The sequence below is a fragment of the Corallococcus exercitus genome (assembly GCF_042231735.1).
Lineage (GTDB): Bacteria > Myxococcota > Myxococcia > Myxococcales > Myxococcaceae > Corallococcus > Corallococcus exercitus_B.
Map to the genome: position 1 here is coordinate 8010189 of NZ_CP102577.1, position 17913 is coordinate 8028101.

Annotated in this window: 13 protein-coding genes; 8 read left to right on the top strand and 5 right to left on the bottom strand. The window is 72.0% G+C overall.

What is annotated here, in order from left to right; genetic code table 11:
- Positions 1 to 153 precede the first annotated feature (153 nt).
- Genes NR792_RS32170 through NR792_RS32190 form a run of 5 tightly spaced genes read left to right on the top strand, consistent with a single transcriptional unit; the run spans position 154 to position 7269 of the window.
- Positions 154 to 2346, top strand: a complete 2193-nt coding sequence (locus tag NR792_RS32170) for a GumC family protein (protein ID WP_375756540.1) — start codon at positions 154 to 156, stop codon at positions 2344 to 2346.
- Complete coding sequence (locus NR792_RS32175; RefSeq protein ID WP_375756541.1) at positions 2343 to 3584, top strand: glycosyltransferase; 1242 nt, start codon at positions 2343 to 2345, stop codon at positions 3582 to 3584. Before NR792_RS32170 ends, NR792_RS32175 begins: the two co-directional genes overlap by 4 nt.
- Before the next feature lie 10 nt (positions 3585 to 3594).
- Positions 3595 to 4713, top strand: coding sequence for a glycosyltransferase family 4 protein (locus NR792_RS32180; protein ID WP_375756542.1), 1119 nt, complete (start codon positions 3595 to 3597; stop codon positions 4711 to 4713).
- A complete protein-coding gene (locus tag NR792_RS32185) occupies positions 4710 to 6158 on the top strand; it encodes an O-antigen ligase family protein (protein WP_375756543.1) in 1449 nt (482 codons plus the stop codon). Before NR792_RS32180 ends, NR792_RS32185 begins: the two co-directional genes overlap by 4 nt.
- Positions 6159 to 6177: 19 nt before the next feature.
- Entirely contained in the window at positions 6178 to 7269 is a 1092-nt protein-coding gene (locus NR792_RS32190) for a glycosyltransferase family 4 protein (RefSeq protein WP_375761724.1), read from the top strand.
- A 3-nt stretch (positions 7270 to 7272) separates the two neighbouring features.
- On the opposite strand, the gene NR792_RS32195 is transcribed toward NR792_RS32190, so the two are convergent.
- From NR792_RS32195 to NR792_RS32215, 5 genes are all read right to left on the bottom strand, one after another.
- Positions 7273 to 8424 (bottom strand): glycosyltransferase family 4 protein, encoded by a 1152-nt coding sequence (locus NR792_RS32195; protein ID WP_375756544.1) that lies wholly within the window; start codon positions 8422 to 8424, stop codon positions 7273 to 7275.
- Entirely contained in the window at positions 8421 to 9725 is a 1305-nt protein-coding gene (locus NR792_RS32200) for a glycosyltransferase family 4 protein (RefSeq protein ID WP_375756545.1), read from the bottom strand. Before NR792_RS32200 ends, NR792_RS32195 begins: the two co-directional genes overlap by 4 nt.
- 15 nt (positions 9726 to 9740) lie before the next feature.
- A complete protein-coding gene (locus tag NR792_RS32205; RefSeq protein ID WP_375761725.1) occupies positions 9741 to 10865 on the bottom strand; it encodes a glycosyltransferase family 4 protein in 1125 nt (374 codons plus the stop codon).
- 379 nt (positions 10866 to 11244) lie between these two features.
- Positions 11245 to 12384, bottom strand: coding sequence for a glycosyltransferase (locus tag NR792_RS32210; protein ID WP_375756546.1), 1140 nt, complete (start codon positions 12382 to 12384; stop codon positions 11245 to 11247).
- Complete coding sequence (locus NR792_RS32215) at positions 12381 to 13901, bottom strand: oligosaccharide flippase family protein (protein WP_375756547.1); 1521 nt, start codon at positions 13899 to 13901, stop codon at positions 12381 to 12383. The genes NR792_RS32210 and NR792_RS32215 overlap by 4 nt, the downstream gene beginning before the upstream one ends.
- A gap of 242 nt (positions 13902 to 14143) precedes the next feature.
- Here NR792_RS32215 and NR792_RS32220 point away from each other — a divergent pair, with 242 nt between their 5' ends.
- The 3 genes from NR792_RS32220 (at position 14144) to NR792_RS32230 (ending at position 17913) form a co-directional block, all read left to right on the top strand.
- Complete coding sequence (locus tag NR792_RS32220; protein ID WP_375756548.1) at positions 14144 to 15172, top strand: ROK family protein; 1029 nt, start codon at positions 14144 to 14146, stop codon at positions 15170 to 15172.
- Positions 15173 to 15188: 16 nt separating this feature from the next.
- Positions 15189 to 16337 (top strand): glycosyltransferase family 4 protein, encoded by a 1149-nt coding sequence (locus NR792_RS32225; protein ID WP_375756549.1) that lies wholly within the window; start codon positions 15189 to 15191, stop codon positions 16335 to 16337.
- 88 nt (positions 16338 to 16425) lie between these two features.
- Entirely contained in the window at positions 16426 to 17913 is a 1488-nt protein-coding gene (locus NR792_RS32230; RefSeq protein ID WP_375756550.1) for an MraY family glycosyltransferase, read from the top strand.

A 17913-nucleotide genomic window follows, 5' to 3' on the forward strand; every position in this document is an offset into this window, starting at 1 on the left:
TCCAGGCGGCGTCGGTCGGATGGACAACCCGCCCGGCCCGTTGCACGCTCCGGCTGTTATTCCCCCCAGCGCGATGTGGGTGCAGGTCGGGTCCGGAGGCTTTTCGGGCCGTTAGCGGACCGCCCGCGGCAGCCACCTCCGGAGAGACGCGACGTGGAAGGAACGGTGTTGGACCCGGCCGGTGGGGCTCCCGGCGCGACGTCCGCGAACCTGATGCACCGGGTGCGCGGCGTGTGGCGCCGCCGGTGGGTGATGCTCGGGGTGGCGTTGGCGGTCACCGCGCTCACGGCGGCCTGGACGCTCCGGCAGCCGCGCATCTACGCGGCCAGCACCTCGCTCATCATCGACGTCACCGCGCCGCGCATCCTCGACGGCGAGGTGAAGGAGGTCATGGGGGAGGAGCGCAGCAACTACTGGTTCAACAAGGAGTACTACGCCACGCAGAGCGAGATCATCACCTCGCGCGCGGTGGCCAGCCGCGTGGTGGACCGGCTGGGGCTGGCGAAGGACGCGGCCTTCCTGGGGCTGCCCGCGAACCTGGACCCGGAGGAGCGCGCGAAGGCGCTGGAGGGCGCGGACGCGGTGGGGCTGTTGCGCTCGCGCATCCAGGTGGTGCCCGGCAAGGACTCGCGGGTGATGAACATTGGCGTGGAGGACGTGGACCCCGCGCGCGCGGCGCTGCTCTCCAACGAGGTGGCCGCCGCGTACATGGCGGAGAACCTGGCGCTCAAGCTGCGCACCACGGAGGAGGCGCGCACGTGGCTGGAGGGGCGCCTGGATGAGCTGGGCCGCCAGTCCAAGTCCGACGAGATGGCCGTCTACGACCTGAAGAAGGACGCGGACATGCTGTCCACGTCGCTGGAGTCGCGGCTGTCCATCGTCAGCGAGCGGATCAACTCCTACAACCTGAAGCTCACCGAGGTGCAGACGCGCATCGCGGCGCAGCAGGCGCGCGTGGACGCCATCCACCGGCTGCGCAAGGACGCCGGCAACGACGAGACGTGGGCGGAGGCCGTGCCCGGCGCGAAGGACGGGCCCATCCAGGACCTCAAGTCACGCTACGGCGAGCAGAAGGCCGCGTGCGCGGAGCTGACCGAGCGCTACCTGCCGGAGCACCCGAAGCTCCTGGAGTGCAACCGCAAGCTGGAGGTCGTGCGCGCGGACCTGCTCAAGAGCCTGACCAACGTGGTGCGCTCCGCGGAGACGCAGCTGGTGGAGGCGCAGGGCGAGGAGAAGAACCTCAACAAGCTGCTGGACGCGGCCAAGGCCGAGGCCTTCCAGGTGAACAAGAAGGCCATCGAGTACGGACGGCTCCAGCGCGAGTCGGACAACACGCAGCGCCTGTATGAGCTGGTGCTCAAGCGGCTGAAGGACATCGAGCTGTCGGGCCTGCTGCGCACGAGCAACGTGCGCGTGCTGGACGCCGCGCAGCCGGTGATGGTGCCGGTGCGGCCGCACACGCGGCGCAACCTGATGGTGGGCTGGGTGATGGGGCTGCTCTTGGGGCTGGGCGTGGCGCTGTTCCTGGAGATGCTGGAGAACAGCGTCATGTCGCAGGCGGACGTGGAGGACGTGCTGGGCCTGGCGTTCCTGGGCGTGGTGCCGCGCATGGAGGCCACGAAGGCGCCGGGCGACCGCGACCTGTACGTGCACCGGGCGCCGCGCTCGGCGGTGGCGGAGTGCTGCCGCGCGGTGCGCACCAACCTCCTGTTCATGTCGCCGGACCACCCCTGCAAGACGCTGGTGGTGACGTCCAGCGGCCCGCAGGAGGGCAAGTCCACCACGTGCATCAACCTGGGCGTGGCCATGGCCCAGAGCGGCAACCGCGTGCTGCTCTTGGACACGGACATGCGCCGGCCGCGGCTGCACCGCGCGTTCGGCGTGCCCAACGACCTGGGCATCAGCTCGCTGGTGGTGGGCGAGGGCTCGCTGGACAGGGCGGTGAAGAGCACGGAGGTGCCCAACCTCTTCGTGCTGCCGTGTGGCCCGCTGCCGCCGAACCCCGCGGAGCTCTTGCACACGCGCGCCTTCGCGGAGCTGCTGCGCCAGGCCGGGGAGAAGTTCGACCGCATCATCCTGGACAGCCCGCCGCTCAACGCCGTCGTGGACGCGGCGGTGCTGGCGACGCAGGCGGACGGCGTGGTGATGGTGCTCAAGGCGGGCCGGACGGACCGGGGCGCCGCGAAGCGCGCGCTGCGCTCGCTGGCGGACGTGCAGGCGCGGATGTTCGGCGCCATCCTCAACGACGTGGACCTGCGGCAGCCGCGCTACGGCGACACGTACCTGGGCTACCAGGGCTACGGCCCGACGCAGGACGAGCCCAAGGGCGGGGTGGCGCCGTCGTGAAGGGCGCGGGCCTGCGGGTGCTGCACCTGGGGAAGTTCTACCCTCCGGCCTCCGGCGGCATGGAGGCGCACGTGCGCACGCTGGCGCGGGCGCAGGCGTCGCTGGGCGCGCAGGTGGAGGTGCTGTGCGCGAACCATTCCGTGGACGGCACCGGCACGAGCCACGAGTTCCACGGGCGCAGCCCCACGCGTGAGGAGTGGGATGGGCCGGTGCGCGTGGTGCGGCTGGGGCGGCTTGCGTCCGTGGCGCGCATGGACGTGATGCCGTCCTTGCCGTTCGTGCTGCGGCGGGCGCTGGCGCGGGGCGTGGACGTGGTGCACCTGCACGTGCCCAACCCGAGCATGGTGCTGGCGCTGGATGCCGTGCCGCGCCTGCCCGCGGTGGTGGTGACGCACCAGAGCGACGTCATCCGGCAGAAGGTCGCGGGGGCGCTGTTCCGTCCCTTCGAGTGGATGCTGTACTCGCGCGCGGCGCGGCTGTTGGCCACGAGCGACGCGTACGTGCGCGGCTCGTCGCTCCTGTCCACGTTCAAGTCGAAGGTGCGGGTGCTGCCGCTGGGCATCGAGCTGGACGCGTACCTGCATCCTTCCGCCGAGGCGCGCGAGGCGCAGGCGCGGTGGACGGCGGAGGCGGCGGGCGGCCCGCTGTGGCTGATGGTGGGGCGGCTCGTCTACTACAAGGGCTTGTTCACGGCGCTGGAGGCGCTGGTGCACGCGCCGGGGCGGCTGGTCATCGTGGGCGAGGGGCCGCTGGCGGAGGAAGGCCGCGCGAGGGCGAAGGCGCTGGGCATCGAGGACCGCGTGACGTGGGCGGGGTACCTGTCGCCGGAGGCGCTCGCGGGCGCGTTCAGGGCCGCGACGGCCCTGTGGTTCCCGAGCAACGCGCGCAGCGAGGCGTATGGCCTGTCGCAGGTGGAGGCCCTGGCGAGCGGGCTGCCCGTGCTCAACACCGCCGTGCCGGACTCCGGGGTGGCGTGGGTGAGCCTGCATGAGCGCACCGGGCTCACGGTCCCGGTGGGGGATGCGAAGGCGTTGGCGGCGGCGGCGCGGCGGTTGGTGGAGGAGCCGGGGCTGCGGGAGCGATTGTCGCGCGGGGCGCAGGAGCGTGCCCGGGCGGAGTTCGCCCATGACGTGATGGCGTCGCGCAGCCTGGAGCTGTACGCGGAGGCGCTCGGACGCCGGCCCGTGACGGAGGAGCGGAGCGATGCCTCCGTCCGGCACGTCGCGGGTGGGCGCTGAAGGTCCGCGCATGCGTGTGCTGCACGTCTCCAGCGGCAATCTGTACGGTGGCGTGGAGACGCTGCTGCGCACGCTGGCGCTCTCGAGCGCGGGCCGGGAGGGCGTGCATGCGTTCGCGCTCTGCTTCGAGGGGCGCATCGCGGAGGAGCTTCGCGCGGCGGGCGCACCGCTGACGCTGCTGGGGCCGGCGAAGGTGAGCCGTCCCTGGCGGGTCTGGGAGGCGCGTCGCTCGCTGATGGCGCTGCTCCAGCGGGAGGCGTTCGACGCGGTGGTGTGTCACGCGGCGTGGCCGCAGGCCCTCTTCGGACCGGTGGTGCGCACGGCCGGCGTGCCGCTGATCTTCTTCCAGCATGACGCGCTCTCGGGGGCGCACTGGGCGGAGCGGTGGGCCCGGGTCACCGTGCCGGACCTGGCGCTGTGCAACAGCCGCTACACCGCGAGCACGCTGCGGAGCGTGTATCCGCGCACGCCCTGGCGCGTGCTCCATCCTCCCGTCCGGGACGGCGGCCCTGGCCTCACCGCTTCCGAGCGCGCCTCGCTCCGAGGCGAGCTGGGCGCGGATCCGTCGGAGGTCGTCATCGTCCATGCCAGCCGCATGCAGGAGTGGAAGGGGCAGCGGCTGCTCCTCGAGGCGCTGGGCCGGCTGCGACAGGTCCCGAATTGGAAGGCGTGGTTCGCTGGCGGCGCGCAGCGTCCGGAGGAGGTCTCCTACGAAGAGGGCTTGAAGGCCCAGGCTTCCGCCCTGGGGCTCGGGGGCCGCGTGCGGTTCCTGGGGCAGCGCTCGGATGTGCCTCGCCTGCTGCGCGCGGCGGAGGTGCACTGTCAGCCCAACACCGGACCGGAGCCTTTCGGACTGGCGTTCGTGGAGGCGCTCTACGCCGGGCTTCCCGTGGTCACGACCGCGCTGGGTGGGCCGCTGGAGATCGTCGATGCGTCGTGTGGCGTGCTCGTGCCGCCGAAGCCGGAGGCACTGGCCGTGGCGCTGCGCGAGCTCGTCGAAGATGAATCGGCAAGGCGCAGGCTGGGCGGCGGTGGACCTGCTCGCGCGAAGGCGCTGAGCTCGCCGGCCGTGTTCCTGGACGCGCTGGAGGACGCTGTGCGCTCCGTGGCCCGGGAGCCCATCGCATGAGGGGCGCCAGTCCTCGTCCCCAGCTCCGGGGCCCCGGTGTGCTGCACCAGCGCTACGTGCGCCGTGCGCCACAGCCCGCGGTGCAGCCCGTGTCCACTCCGGCGCCCGCGTCCCCGGGGCTGCTCGGCTCGGGCCACGTGGTGGTGGCGTTCATCGCGCTGCTCTTCGTCTGCCAGCTCGCGTTGCTGGTGGAGGCGCTGGCGCCGGCGCGCGTGGTGTTCCGCATCCTGTCGTTCGGCACGAGCCTGGCGCTGCTGGTGCTGGTGAAGGGCCCGCGCCTCAAGCACCCGGCGATGCCCTTCCTGCTCGCGTCGGCGGGGCTCACCGCGCTGAACTTCTTCCACCCCGGCACCAACACCCCACTGGCGGCGGCCGCGCAGCTGGGCATCCAGGTGTCCGTGTTCGCGCCCCTCTTCTGGGCGAGCCGCCTGCGCATCGACGCGAAGATGTTCGGACGCGTCGTCCTGCTGCTCTTCCTGTTCAACGTGGCGAGCGCCTCGCTGGGCATCCTGCAGGTGACCTTCCCCGGCCGCTTCCAGCCCGCCCTGTCCGCCATGGTCGAAGGCCAGGGCGAGGGCTACGTGCGCAGCCTCCAGTTCGAGACCGCGAGCGGCGCGCGCGTGTTCCGCCCCATGGGACTGACGGACGTTCCGGGCGGAGCCGCCACGGGTGCCTTCTACTCGGTGCTGCTGGGGGGAGCGTTCCTGCTCAGCCGCCAGGGGCTCTCCAGGAAGGTGCTCGGCGCGGCGGGCATCGGCATCGGGCTCATCTGCCTCTATCTGGGCCAGGTGCGCGTCGCGGCGGTGACGCTGCTCGTCTGCATGGCGGCCATGGGGTTGGTGCTCACCGTGAGCGGCCGGTGGGTGCGGCTGGTGACGCTGGCCTCGGTCGTGGGCGGCTTCGCGGTGGTGGCCTTCGGCTGGGCTGTCGCGGTCGGCGGCGACGCGGTGCTCTCTCGGTGGAGCACGCTCACGGCGTCCGACCCCTCGAAGGTGTATCAGTCCAACCGCGGCCGCTTCCTCGACGAGACCTTCGACGAGGTGCTCCCGGAGTTTCCCCTGGGCGCGGGCCTGGGCCGCTACGGCATGGCCAACGCCTACTTCGGTGACAACCTGGACCGCACGAGCCCGCCGCTCTGGGCCGAGATCCAGTGGACGGCCTGGGCCTATGACGGCGGCTGGCTGGGGCTCGTCTGCTATCCGCTCGCGCTGCTGGTGACGCTGGGGTGGGGCTTCCAGGTGGCCCGGCGCCGCGATGACTCTCGAGGCGAGTTCTGGCTCTGGGGCAGCCTCCTCTTCGCGTATGACCTGGGCGCGATCGCGCAGACCTTCAGCTATCAGTTCTTCATGAGCCAGATGGGAATGGAGTTCTGGCTGCTCAACGCGGCCTTCTTCAGCGCGTACTCCTGGAACCGGAATGCGGCCGTACACCCTCATCGCCGGTGACTTCGTCTCCACCGGGGGCATGGACCGCGCGAACCTCGCGCTGGCGGACTGGCTCGCGCGCCAGGGCGGGCCCGTGCGGCTGGTGGCGTACCGCGTGGCGGACTCGCTCCTGAGCTACCCCAACGTGCGCTTCGTCCGCGTGCCCAAGCCCGCGAACGCGTACCTGCTGGGCGAGCCGTTGCTCGATGCCGTGGGGCGCTTCTGGGCCGCGCGCACGCTGGCGGAGGGCGGACAGGTGGTGGCCAACGGCGGCAACTGCGAGGTCGCCGCCGCCAACTGGGTCCACTACGTCCACGCCGCGCACGTGCCCGAGTCCGAATCCGTCGGAAACCCGCTGCGACGTCTCAAGAGCGTCGTGAGCCACCGCGTGTACCTGCGCCGCGAGCAACGCGCGCTGCGCCGGGCTCGCATCATCCTGGCGAACTCGGAGCGCACGCGGCTGGACCTGCTGGCCGCGACGGGCGTGGAGGCCTCGCGCGTCCACGTCGTGTACCTGGGCGGTGACCCCGCGCGCTTCCCGTCCACGTCTCCCACGCTGCGGCGCGAGGCCCGTGCGTCCCTGGGCTGGTCTCAAGAGCGGCGGATGGCGCTGTTCGTGGGCGCGCTGGGGGACCGGCGCAAGGGCTTCGACACGCTCTTCCACGCGTGGGCCCAGCTGTGCGCGCGACGCGAGTGGGACGTGGACCTGGGCGTGGTGGGCACCGGCGCGGAGCGGGAGCGCTGGGAGCGCGCGGCGCGTGAGCAGGGCCTGGGCGAGCGGATCCGCTTCCTGGGCTTCCGCGACGACGTGCCCCGCCTGCTGGCCGCGGCGGATCTGCTGGTCGCTCCGACGCGCTATGAGGCCTATGGTCTGGGCGTGCATGAAGCGCTGTGCGTGGGCATCCCCGCGCTGGTGAGCCGCTCGGCGGGCGTGGCGGAGCGCTACCCTTCCTCGCTCCAGGGGCTGCTGCTGGACGACCCCGAGGACTCCGGCGAGCTGGTGCGGCGCCTGGAGGAATGGCGGGCCCGGGGTGGGGACTGGATGCCCGCCGTGGGCGCGCTGTCGTCGGAGCTGCGCGCCTGGACGTGGGACGCGATGGCGGCGGCGGTGGTGGCTCGGCTGGAGGCCTGAGCCTCACGCACCGCGCTGGAGCACCTGCTCGAAGAAGTCGAGGTGCGCTTTCGCGACCACCGGCCAGGCGAAGCGGGACACGGCTCGCTCGCGGCCCCGCGTGGACATCTCCTGACGCCGGGCGGGACTCTCCAGCAGCTCCGCGAGCGCGGTGGTCCAGGCCGGAGAGTAGCCCTCCGGCAGGATGCGCCCGGCATCGCCCACGGTGTGCGGAATCTCTCCGGAGTCACTGGCGAACACCGGCACGCCGCACGCGAAGGCCTCCACGAGCATCCGGCCGAATTGCTCCTTCCACGCGGGCGTCGTCTCACTGGGCGCGCAGAGCACGTCCATGGCATTGAGCGCGTGGGGTACCTGCGCGTGCTTCACGCCAGTGACGATGCGCACGCGGTCTTCGTGGAAGTCCGCCCATCCGCGCAGCTCCGCCTCCAACGGGCCTCCTCCGACGAAGAGTGCGCGCCAGGGTGTGCTCAAGTTGTTGAGCGCATCCATGAGGAGACGCAGTCCCTTCTCCGGCACGAAGCGGCCCAGGAAGCCCACCACGGGGGGCCCTTCGGCCTTCCAGCCCAGGCGCTCGCGGAAGGCGCGGCCCGCCTCCGGATCCGGGCGGAAGTGCTCCACGTCCACGCCCACGGGGATGAAGCGCGAGGGGCGCTGCGCATAGCCGGGCCGGGCGAGGAGATTGTCGTGCACCGTCTGGCCCCAGGCGATCCACCCCGCTGCGCGGCGCACGACGAAGCGCTCTGCCTGCGCGAAGGGCGGGGGATAGCGCTTGGCCAGGTTCTGGAACGTGCAGAAGACGAGCGGCACGTGGGCGGGCGTCATCAGCGCCACCTCCAGGCCGGAGAGCACGTAGGGCTCCTCCCACAGGTGCACCAGGTCCGCGCCCCGAGACAAATGCGCGTGCACCTCCGGCCCGTAGACGAAGCCGTGCAGGGAGCGGCTGAACCAGGCGGGCACGGCCTCCAGGTTCACGGCCTCATTGGGGTCGCGCTGGAGGACCAGGGGGCCCAGGTCTCCATGGAAGGAGCTGGGAGCCACGGCGGTGACGTCCCAGCGGCCTGCGCCCACGCGGGCCATCTCGTTGGCCAGCCGCCGGTTGAGCGTGACGACGTACGAGTGCGAGACGGTGACGAGCTTCCGGGGACGCATCATGAGTGGCCTCGCGCGGAGACGAGGCTCCGGTACACCTGGAGGATGTCGCGGGCGTAGCGCTCGCGGGAGAAGCGGCGCACGGCGGTATGGCGCGCCGCGCGGCCCAGGGTGTCTCGCAAGGCTGCGTCCTCCAGGAGCCGGCGCAGGGCGGCCGCGAGCGTGTTCGCGTCACCGGGTTCGATGGCCAGGACGTCCTCGCCGTCCCGGAGCGCTTCGGCCGCGCCGCTCGACTTCGAGATGACGGCGGCCCGGCCGCAGGCGAGCGCCTCCGCGATGGTGAGTCCGAAGGGCTCGCGGCGGGTGCTCGCGTGCACGAAGACGTCCAGCGCCCGGTAGACGCGGGCGGGTTCAGGCTGGAAGGGCACGAAGCCCACGCGGCCCGTGAGGCCGTGGCGCTCCACCCGTTCGCGCAGCTCCGCGTCGGTGAACTGCGAGCCGGCCGTGCGGTAGAGCGGCGCGCCCACGAGGTAGAAGCGCACGGGCAGCGACGGTGCCTGACGCGTCAGCAGGGCCGCGGCCTCCAGGAAGACGTCATGTCCCTTCCAGCGCGCATACGTGGCCACGAGCCCCACTCGCAGCGTGCCTGGAGGCGCGGGAGGCAGCCCAGCCAGCGCATCCAACCACGCGCCGTCACCCATGTCCGGGGAGGAGCGTTCCTCGCCGGTGGGCACGCTGTTCCCAAGCACCGTGCGCGCGCTGTCGCCCACGGCCGGGGAGAAGCGCTCCACGTCCACGCCGTTGGGCACGACGTGCACGGGCACGTTCCGGAGCACCGTGCGCGCGTCGTTCCCCACCGCCTGCGAGTTCGCGATGGCGGCCGAGGCGAGGTGATGCAGCCCAGAGAGCGCACGACGCACGAGCGGACGCTCGCCGAGGAAGTCGTGCACGTGCCACACGCGCGGAATCGGAAGCCCGGTGGTGGCCGCGCTCAGCAGGTGGGTCTTGATGCCATTGGAGTGCAGCAGGTCCGGCACCGCGTCACGCACCGCGCGCCGCAAGTCGAGTCCGTAGCGGGCCAGCAGCAGGGGCGTGGGGGCAACTTCCCGCGCGAAGCGAAAGAGGCCGGCGCGGCCCTGTTCCCGCAGTCCGCTGTCCCCGAGCGCGGAGAGGCGGTCGGGGAGGGCGAGCACCCGGGCCTCCACACCGAGGCCCCGAGCCGTCTCCACGAGCGGCCCGTCCGTGCCCGCGATGAGGTGCAGCGACAGGGCGGGCTCCTGCGTGCGCAGGCACGCGAGGAGGTCCACGAGTGCGCGCTCGGCACCGCCCAGGATTCCCACGGGGTTGAGGAACAGGATGCGCACGCGGGAGCGACCGAATCAGACCCGCCCGGGGCGGTCAAGGCGATGCAGGTACGCGTCCAGCACCGTGCGCGCGTGGGCACTCCAGGTGAAGCGCGCGGCCCGTGCACGGCGCGTCTCCGGTGAGGGCGCGGGCACGCGGCCCGTGAGCAGCGCATCCACGGCTTCCGCCCATGCGGCCACGTCGCCCACGGGGCAGTACGTGCAGGCGTCCGCGCCCACTTCGCGCAGCACCGGCAGGTCGCTGGCCACCACGGGGACACCACATGCCAGCGCTTCGATGACGGGCAGGCCGAAGCCTTCCGCTTCACTGGGCACCAGCACCGTGCGGGCATGCCGGTACAGGCCCGCGAGCGTGGCCCGCTCCTGCCGGGGCGGCTGGAGCAGCGCGTCTTTCAAGCCGAGCCGCACCACCTGGGCCTGTTGGGTCGCGTCCAGTTCGCCGCCCTGCTGCACCAGCATGAGGTCCGGATGCCGGACCCGCAGTGCAGCGAAGGTGTCGAAGAGCACGTCCAGGCGTTTGCGGCGGATGGCGCTGCCCACGTGCAGCAGGTACGGCCGGCCCTTCAACGGCGCGAGCACCGCGTCACTGGCATCTCCGGGCACGGACTCGGACCGGTACTCCGGCGATACACCGTAGGGCGCCCACACCAGCCGCTCGGGAGGCACCACGCCGTGCGCGAGCAGTTCGTCTCGCACCTGCTGCGTGCTGTGGAAGACGAGGGCCGCGCGCTCCAGTCCCTTGAGCGTGGCCCTGGCCATCATCCGGAACCACGTGGGGCGCGGTTCCCGGTGGGGCTCCAGGACGGAGCGGAAGGCATCCAGGTCATGGCAGAAGACGCCGGTGCGCTCCGCGGGCAGCATGTGGACGAGCTGCGCGTAGGTGTGGTCCACGACGTGGAACGCGTCGGAGCCCGCGCGCTCCCGCAGCAGTCGCGCCGGGTAGAGGCCGAAGCGGGTGAGCAGCCGGTCCGCGTTGAAGGCGGCCTTGCGGCTTCCCACGCGGGGCAGGGCACGCACGGCGTGAGGGATGGACGGCCGCACGCGGGTGACGTCGACCTCGGAGGGGAACGCCGACAGTCCCTCCACGAGGGCTTCGCCCACCAGGTCCATGCTGGGCCAGCCCTCCTCGCGCGGATCCATCAAGACCTTCAACCGCAAGGGGCTCACCTGCTCATCGCCCCTGGTTGGAGGATTCCGTTCTTGAGACGCATCTCGTTCATGTCCGCGAGCCACTCCAGCGCTCTCAGCCTTCGAGTCTGAAGTCTGTCCCCATGGATGAGAAGGTGAGAACCCTGCTGGGACCGCCCGTCAGCAGCGCATCGCACGAACCTGTCCGACTGTCGGACAGGTTTGGAAGACCGCGGCTGGGGGGACGTCCGTTCCAGCCGAACAGCGGAAACCTGTCCGACAGTCGGACAGGTTGGGGCCGCGTCGGGCGGAAGGGGGCCCGTGGAGCCCAGCGCAGGGATAGCGCCACGACGCGCGGCGTCACGCTGATCCGGGGCCATTGACGTGTCACTCATGAGGCGAGCCCGGGACGGCGCAGCAGGTACGCCACCGTGTGCTCCAGCGTGAAGTGCTCGCGGTACACGCGGGCCGCGCGCTCACCCAGGGCCCGGCGTTCCTCACCGTGCTCCAACAGGTGCTCCGCGAGCGCCAGCAGCGCGGTCGGTGACGCATCATCCACGAGCGCCACCGGCCGCAGCTCGCGCCACAGCGGTTCGCTCAGGTGCCCGGTGTTGGTGATGATGGGAAGGCCCAGGCCCAGACCACCCATCGCGCTGCTGCGCCGGGCGCTGACGCCGTCGGGGTAGGGCTGCAACAGCAGCTCCGCCGCGCGCAGGTGCGCGGCCACGGCCTCTGGTGCCAGTCCATCCCTCGCATGGAGACGGCGGGCCAGCGCGGGATGCTTCCGCCCCAGGGCCTCACTCCAGCCCTGACTCCCTCGGCCCAGCAGCAATGCCTGCCTTCGCACATCCCGCTGCAACAACGGCACGAGCACGGCCTCCAGCGGTCCCGCGATGGCCGCGCCGTACGTGCCGAAGTGCGCCACCGTGGGGCCACCGCCCAGCGCTTCACGCACCGCGCGCACGGCGTCCGCCGGCACGTCGAGGGGCAGGGGACTGGGAATGGGACACCACAGGGCCCGCGTCCGCAGCGGCTCGGGAAGGTGCTGCGCCCAGGTGGGAATGGAGACGTAGGCGCGCTCCACGCCGAGCGTCAGCGTGCGGAGCATCACGCGCGTGACCCCTGCCAGCACCTGGTGCTTCCACGGCGCACCGGGGCTCCACGGGTACACCGCCTCATGGATGAACAGCTCGCGTTCGTCCTGCCGCCTCGCGGCGAACCAGGCGCAGAACGGCACGTTCATCGCCTTCATTCCGAACGCATGCGGCACGTACTGGAGCAGCAGCCTTCGAGGCCCCGGCGTCGCATCCAGCTCGCGCGTCAGGCGCACCAGTCCCGGCGGCGTGAAGAGGCCGGGCCACCGGTGCACGGTCACGCCCTGATCATCCGTGACGCCCTCCGCGCCAGGGGTCCAGACGTGCACTGTCTCCCCCTCGTTCAACAGCGCGTGGGCGATGCTCCGGGAGTGGTCGGAGACGCCGCCAGGGGCCGGGGGATACTCCCCCGTGAGCAGGTGCCACGCACGGCTCACGGAGGCGCCCGCCTCGCGCGCAGGTGCTGGACCACGGCGCGCAGCTCGCCCAGCAACGACAGGCCGCGCCGCGTGCCCTCACGCGCGAGCACCAGCGCGGTCAGCACCCCCGCCGCCACCAGCGCCTGCACCAGCAGCCCGTCCTGCCCCATCGCGAGCCGGGAGAAGCCCAGCGCCAGCGCGAGCAGCGCGCCCACTGTGAGGAACGGCTCCATCACCTCGAACTCGAGCCGCGACAGGTGCGGGTTGCGGCGGGACACCAGCCGCGCCGTGACCCACAGCTCCGTGAGCGTGACGGCCGTCGCGCTCACCCCAACACCGACGATGCCCCAGTGCATCACCGCCAGGGCGCCCAGGCCGAAGCGCAGGACGCTCGCGGTGGTGGCCACGTACATCCGTTCCTTCGCGTGGCCGCTGGCGTGCTGCTGGGAGTGCAAGAGGCCCTGCACCGCCTGCATTGACGCCTCGATGGTGAACCACTGCACCAGCGCGGACGCGAGGCTCCAGCGCTCTCCGAAGACCACCGGGATGAAGGGCGGCAGCGCGATGACGCCGAACGGAATGGCCAGGCACAACAACGCGCTCACGCGCCGGATGGACGTGCGCAGGTACTCCGAGAGCGCGACCGTGTCCTGCTGCATGCGGCTGTAGGCCGGATACGCGACGCGGGTGAGGACACTGCTCAGCGCGAGCGGCACGGAGGCCAGGGCGCTGGCCCAGTTCACCAGGCCCACCGCGTCCTTGCCCTCCATGCGCCCCACCACCAACGGAATCCAGCCCTGGAGCGCCGCGGGGATGATGCCCGTGAGCTGGAACCAGATGCCGAAGGACAGCAGCCGCTTCACGATGTCCCAGCGGAACGCGCCCCGGGGCCGCCAGCCCGCCGCCGCCCAGAACATCACCATGCCCAGCCCGCCCCGCACGAGCCCGCCGCCGATGAGCGACCACGCTCCGCAGTGCAGCCAGGCCAGGAGGATGGTGGTCGCCGTCTGCGCGATGCCTTCGATGAGCTCGATGCGCGCGAGCGTCGGGAAGCGCAGCTGGCGCTCCAGCATCATGATGGGGATGACGCGCAGCGAGTGGAAGAACAGCCCCAGCCCCATCACGCTCACCATGCCCGCGCCCGAAGGGCCCAGCTCATAGGAGCGCGACAGCCACGGCGCGAGCAGCAGGATGACGCCCACGATGAGGACCGTGAACGCCTGGTGGCTCCAGAAGGCGGTGCTGATCTCGTCCTGCGTGGGTTCGTGCTGCTGGCGCACCAGCGAAGCGCTGAGGCCCAGGTCGCCCAGGAACGCGCCCATCGCCGCGGTGAACGCCACGATGGCGAACGCGCCGTAGTCCCCCGGGAACAGCAGGTGCGACAGGGCGAGCGAGCTCACCACGCGCAAGCCCAGCGAGCCGAGCGTGCGCAGGCCCAGGGCGATGATGGAGCGCTGCGCGCGGTCCTTCACGTCCGACGTGCCCAGCGGCGGGGCGTCGGCGGCGTCCGGCGCGGAAGGGGAACGGCTGCTCATGGGGGAAACGGGGTGCTCCACGAAAGGAACTCCGGCGGAAGCCTATATGCGCGCCTGCTTCCGGCGAACAGGGCCTGGAGGAGGAAGGCGCGTACGGCCTCCCGGAAGGAGGGCCCGCATGCAGCCCCGTGGGGCGGGCGGGCGGTCGCGGGGGTGCCCGGCGCGGCGGCTCCGGACGGAAAGGCACTGCGCAGATTGTGCCGCGTGCGGCCGCGGGATGCCGCGAACCACGGAGTCGAGACATGGCCGAGGCTTCAGCGAACAACGGGCACGGCGCGGGGAACGGGACGCCGACCGACAAGGCCCGCATCTGGGGAGGCATCGACCTGGGGGGCACCAAGATTGAAGCCGTCGTCGTGGACGCGCGCGGCGAGGTGCTGGGCCGGGCACGCCATCCGACGCCCGCGGCCGGCGGTCCGGGCGAGGTGGTGAAGGAGCTCTACGGCACGCTGGGCGAGGCGGCGCAGGCCGCGGGCGTCGAGCCCGCGAAGCTCGCGGGCGTGGGCGTGGGCGCGCCGGGGTCGGTGGACGCGAACAGCGGCACGCTCGCGCACACCAGCAACGTGGCGGGCGGCTGGGAGGCGCCGTATCCCCTGGCGTCGGACCTGGGCGACCTCGTGGGCGGCGGCAAGGTGGCGCTGGGCAACGACGTCCAGGTGGCCGTCGCGGCCGAGTACAAGCTGGGTGCGGGCCGCAACTACCGCTCGGTGCTGGGCGTGTGGTGGGGCACCGGCGTGGGCGGCGGCCTGGTGCTCAACGGCGTGCCGTGGCGCGGGCGGGGCTCCGCCGGTGAGATTGGCCACATGGTGGTGAAGCCCGACGGCGCGCGCTGTGGCTGCGGCCGGCGCGGCTGCCTGGAGGCCTACGCGGGGCGCGCGTGCATGGAGCGCAAGGCCCGCGCGGAGGCGAAGAGGGGGGAGAAGACCATCCTCTTCGACATCATGCGCGAGAAGAAGCGCACGCGGCTGTCCAGCGCCGTCTGGGCGCGGGCGCTGAAGGAGAAGGATCCGCTGGCGACGTGGCTCATCGAACGCGCCATCCGGATGATGGGCGTGGCTATCGCCTCCGTCATCAACCTGCTGGACGTGGAGGCCGTCGTCATCGGGGGCGGGCTGGGAGCGCGGCTGGCGCCCATGTACCTGCGCGACCTCGAGGACGCCATGCACCCGCACCTGTTCATGACGGAGCGCAAGCCCGCGATGCACGTCGCGGAGCTGGGCGACCTGTCCGGGGCTATCGGGGCGGCGCTGCTCGCGGGCCCGCAGATGTGAGCTATGAAGCGCGCGCATGCGCGTGCTCCTGGCCATCCACCACCCGCTGTCCCAGGACCTGGGCGCTCCCGGCGTGACGCTCGCGCTGGGCCGAGCGCTCCAGGCCCGGGGCTGCACCGTGGACTTCTACAGCTACGGGGAGGCCTTCCCCGGCGTGGAGCACTTCACCGCGCTCCACAACCTGCGCTTCCCGTGGGTCCTCTCCGCGCACCTCGCCCGCGTGGCGCGCCGATATGACGTGCTCGACGTCACCACCGGGGACGCGTGGCCCTGGGCCCAAGCGGGCCGTCCCGGCGCCGCCCGCCGTCACGCGCTGGTGACGCGCAGCCACGGCCTGGAGCACACCGTGTCCGAACAGCTCCGCGCCGACGCGCGCGAGGGCAAGGCGCACCTGAGCTGGAAGTACCCGCTGTACCACGGCGGCTTCCGCCTCTGGGAGGTGGCGCGGACGCTGCGCCTGGCGGACCGCACCGTGCTCCTCAACGAAGCGGACATGGCCTACGCGCGTGAACGGCTGCGCGTTCCCGCGTCGAAGCTGAGCCTCATCCCTCATGGCCTCGCGCAAGCCTTCCACGGGTTGCCCCTGCCCGCGCCGTCGCCCGAAGGACCGCTGCGGCTCGCGACCGTGGGCACCTTCATCCAGCGCAAGGGCCGCGAGGACGTCATCGCCGCCGTGAGCAGGCTGCACGCCCAGGGGCTCGCCTTCACCTTGACCCTGTATGGCACCGGCACCCCGGAGCCCGAGGTCCGCGCCGCCTTCCCCGCGTCCGTCCAGTCCCACCTGCGCGTGGTGCCGCACTACGCCCACGCGACCTTGCCGGGCCTGCTCGCGCACGAAGAGGTGCTCCTGTTCCCCAGCCACGCGGAGGGCTACGGCATGGCGCTGGTGGAGTCCATGGCCTCCGGGCTCGTGCCCGTCTCCACCCCCGTGGGCGTGGCCCCCTCCGTCGTGCACCCCGGCCGCACGGGGCTGCTCTTCCCCATTGGAGACGTGGACGCGCTGGTGGCCGCGGTGCGCGAGCTGGCGGCGGACGCCCCCCGGCGGCAGGAGCTGCGCCGCGCGGCCCAGGCGGAGGTCCAGGGACTCACCTGGCCCGACATCGCCGCCCGCACCCTTGCGCTTTACGAAGAAGTCCTGCGTGTCCGGGCTTCTGGCGGCAAGTAGGCAGGCGCGTCGTTCTCACGCCGTCCCGCCGGGACATTGACGCACTGCTTCGGTGGCCGTCACGATGCGGGGTAGACGCTCTTCCCGCATGGTCACCTTCTTCGTCGCCTTCCTCGTGTCGCTGCTCGTGGCGCTCGTCCTCACCTGGCGCGTGCGCGAGCGCGCGCTGGCGTGGGGCTGGTTGGATCAAGCGAACTCCAGCCGCAAGGTGCACGTGCGGCCCATCCCGCGGCTGGGCGGCATCGGCATCGTGGGGGGCTTCTTCGCGCCGCTGTGCGCGCTGTTCATCGTGGACTCGGGCGTGGGCGACCAGTTCCTCGCGCAGACGGAGCTCATCGTCGGCCTCTTCGTGGGCGGCGCCATCATCGCGGGGCTGGGCTTCTACGACGACCTCAAGGGCGCGGACGCGAAGCTGAAGTTCTCCGTGCAGTTCGCGGTGGCGCTGGGGTTGTACGCGCTGGGCTTCCGCATCGAGGTGCTGGCCAACCCCTTCGGCGCGGAGCTGACGCTGGGGCTCTTGAGCCTGCCCCTGACGGTGCTGTGGGTGGTGGGCGTCATCAACGCGCTCAACCTCATCGACGGGCTGGACGGGCTGGCGGGCGGCGTCGCGTTCTTCGGCGTGGGCACCCACCTCCTGCTCGCGCTGATGCGCGGGGACGTGCTGCTGTGCCTGCTGATGGTGGCGCTCGCGGGCGCCATCCTCGGGTTCCTCGTCTTCAACTTCAACCCGGCCTCCATCTTCATGGGGGACACGGGCAGCATGTTCCTGGGCTTCGTGCTCGCGGCGGTGTCCATCAAGACGTCGTCGAAGAGCGGCACCGCGGTGGCGCTGCTCGTGCCGGTGATGGCGCTGGGCCTGCCCATCATGGACACGCTGCTGGCCATGGTGCGCCGCTCGCTGCTGGGCAGACCCCTGTTCAGCGCGGACAAGGAGCACATCCACCACCGGCTGATGAGCCGCCTCCTGCTGTCGCACCGCACCACCGTGCTGGTGCTCTACGCGCTGTGCACGCTGTTCATGCTCACCGCGCTGGGGCTGCACTTCGCCAACAGCACGCAGAGCGCGCTGCTGCTCAGCGGCGTCGGCGTGGTCATCATGGTGCTGATGCGCAAGCTGGGCTACCTGGACGTGCGCCACATGGGCGCGGTCCAGCAGACGCGCCAGCGCAACCAGGAGCTGCGCTCGCTGGTGCGCTCCGTCACCGCCGCGGTGCGCGCGGCCGGTTCGTTCCAGGAGGTGTGGAACGCCGTCCGGCCGCTGTCCCAGGGCCTGAGCCTGTCCGTGCTGGAGCTGCGCCTGCGCCGCCCGCATGACGACGTGGGCGGAGGCGTCGTCTTCGAGTCCCAGCTGCCAGACGCCGGCGCCGCGACCGCGCTGGAGGTGCGCCTGGACGTGAAGGAGGCGGAAGCCCTGTTCGGCGCCCTGCGCCTGGTGTGGCGCGACGGCCGGGCCGCCATCGACCGGGACGAGGAGCTGGCGCTGGAGGTCGTCTCGGACGCGGTGGCGGAACGGGTGGCGCAGCTGGTGGCGCTGGAGGCCGCGGCGCCCGAGCGCATCATCGCGCTGCGGCGGTGA

What these genes read in the sequence shown, in the direction of transcription:
- NR792_RS32185 (WP_375756543.1), top strand. Translation starts at nt 4,710, where the DNA reads ATGAGGGGCGCCAGTCCTCGTCCCCAGCTCCGGGGCCCCGGTGTGCTG.
- NR792_RS32215 (WP_375756547.1), bottom strand. Translation starts at nt 13,901, where the DNA reads ATGAGCAGCCGTTCCCCTTCCGCGCCGGACGCCGCCGACGCCCCGCCG.
- NR792_RS32205 (WP_375761725.1), bottom strand. Translation starts at nt 10,865, where the DNA reads ATGGATCCGCGCGAGGAGGGCTGGCCCAGCATGGACCTGGTGGGCGAA.
- NR792_RS32190 (WP_375761724.1), top strand. Translation starts at nt 6,178, where the DNA reads ATGGACCGCGCGAACCTCGCGCTGGCGGACTGGCTCGCGCGCCAGGGC.
- NR792_RS32230 (WP_375756550.1), top strand. Translation starts at nt 16,426, where the DNA reads ATGGTCACCTTCTTCGTCGCCTTCCTCGTGTCGCTGCTCGTGGCGCTC.
- NR792_RS32220 (WP_375756548.1), top strand. Translation starts at nt 14,144, where the DNA reads ATGGCCGAGGCTTCAGCGAACAACGGGCACGGCGCGGGGAACGGGACG.
- NR792_RS32225 (WP_375756549.1), top strand. Translation starts at nt 15,189, where the DNA reads ATGCGCGTGCTCCTGGCCATCCACCACCCGCTGTCCCAGGACCTGGGC.
- NR792_RS32180 (WP_375756542.1), top strand. Translation starts at nt 3,595, where the DNA reads ATGCGTGTGCTGCACGTCTCCAGCGGCAATCTGTACGGTGGCGTGGAG.
- NR792_RS32195 (WP_375756544.1), bottom strand. Translation starts at nt 8,424, where the DNA reads ATGATGCGTCCCCGGAAGCTCGTCACCGTCTCGCACTCGTACGTCGTC.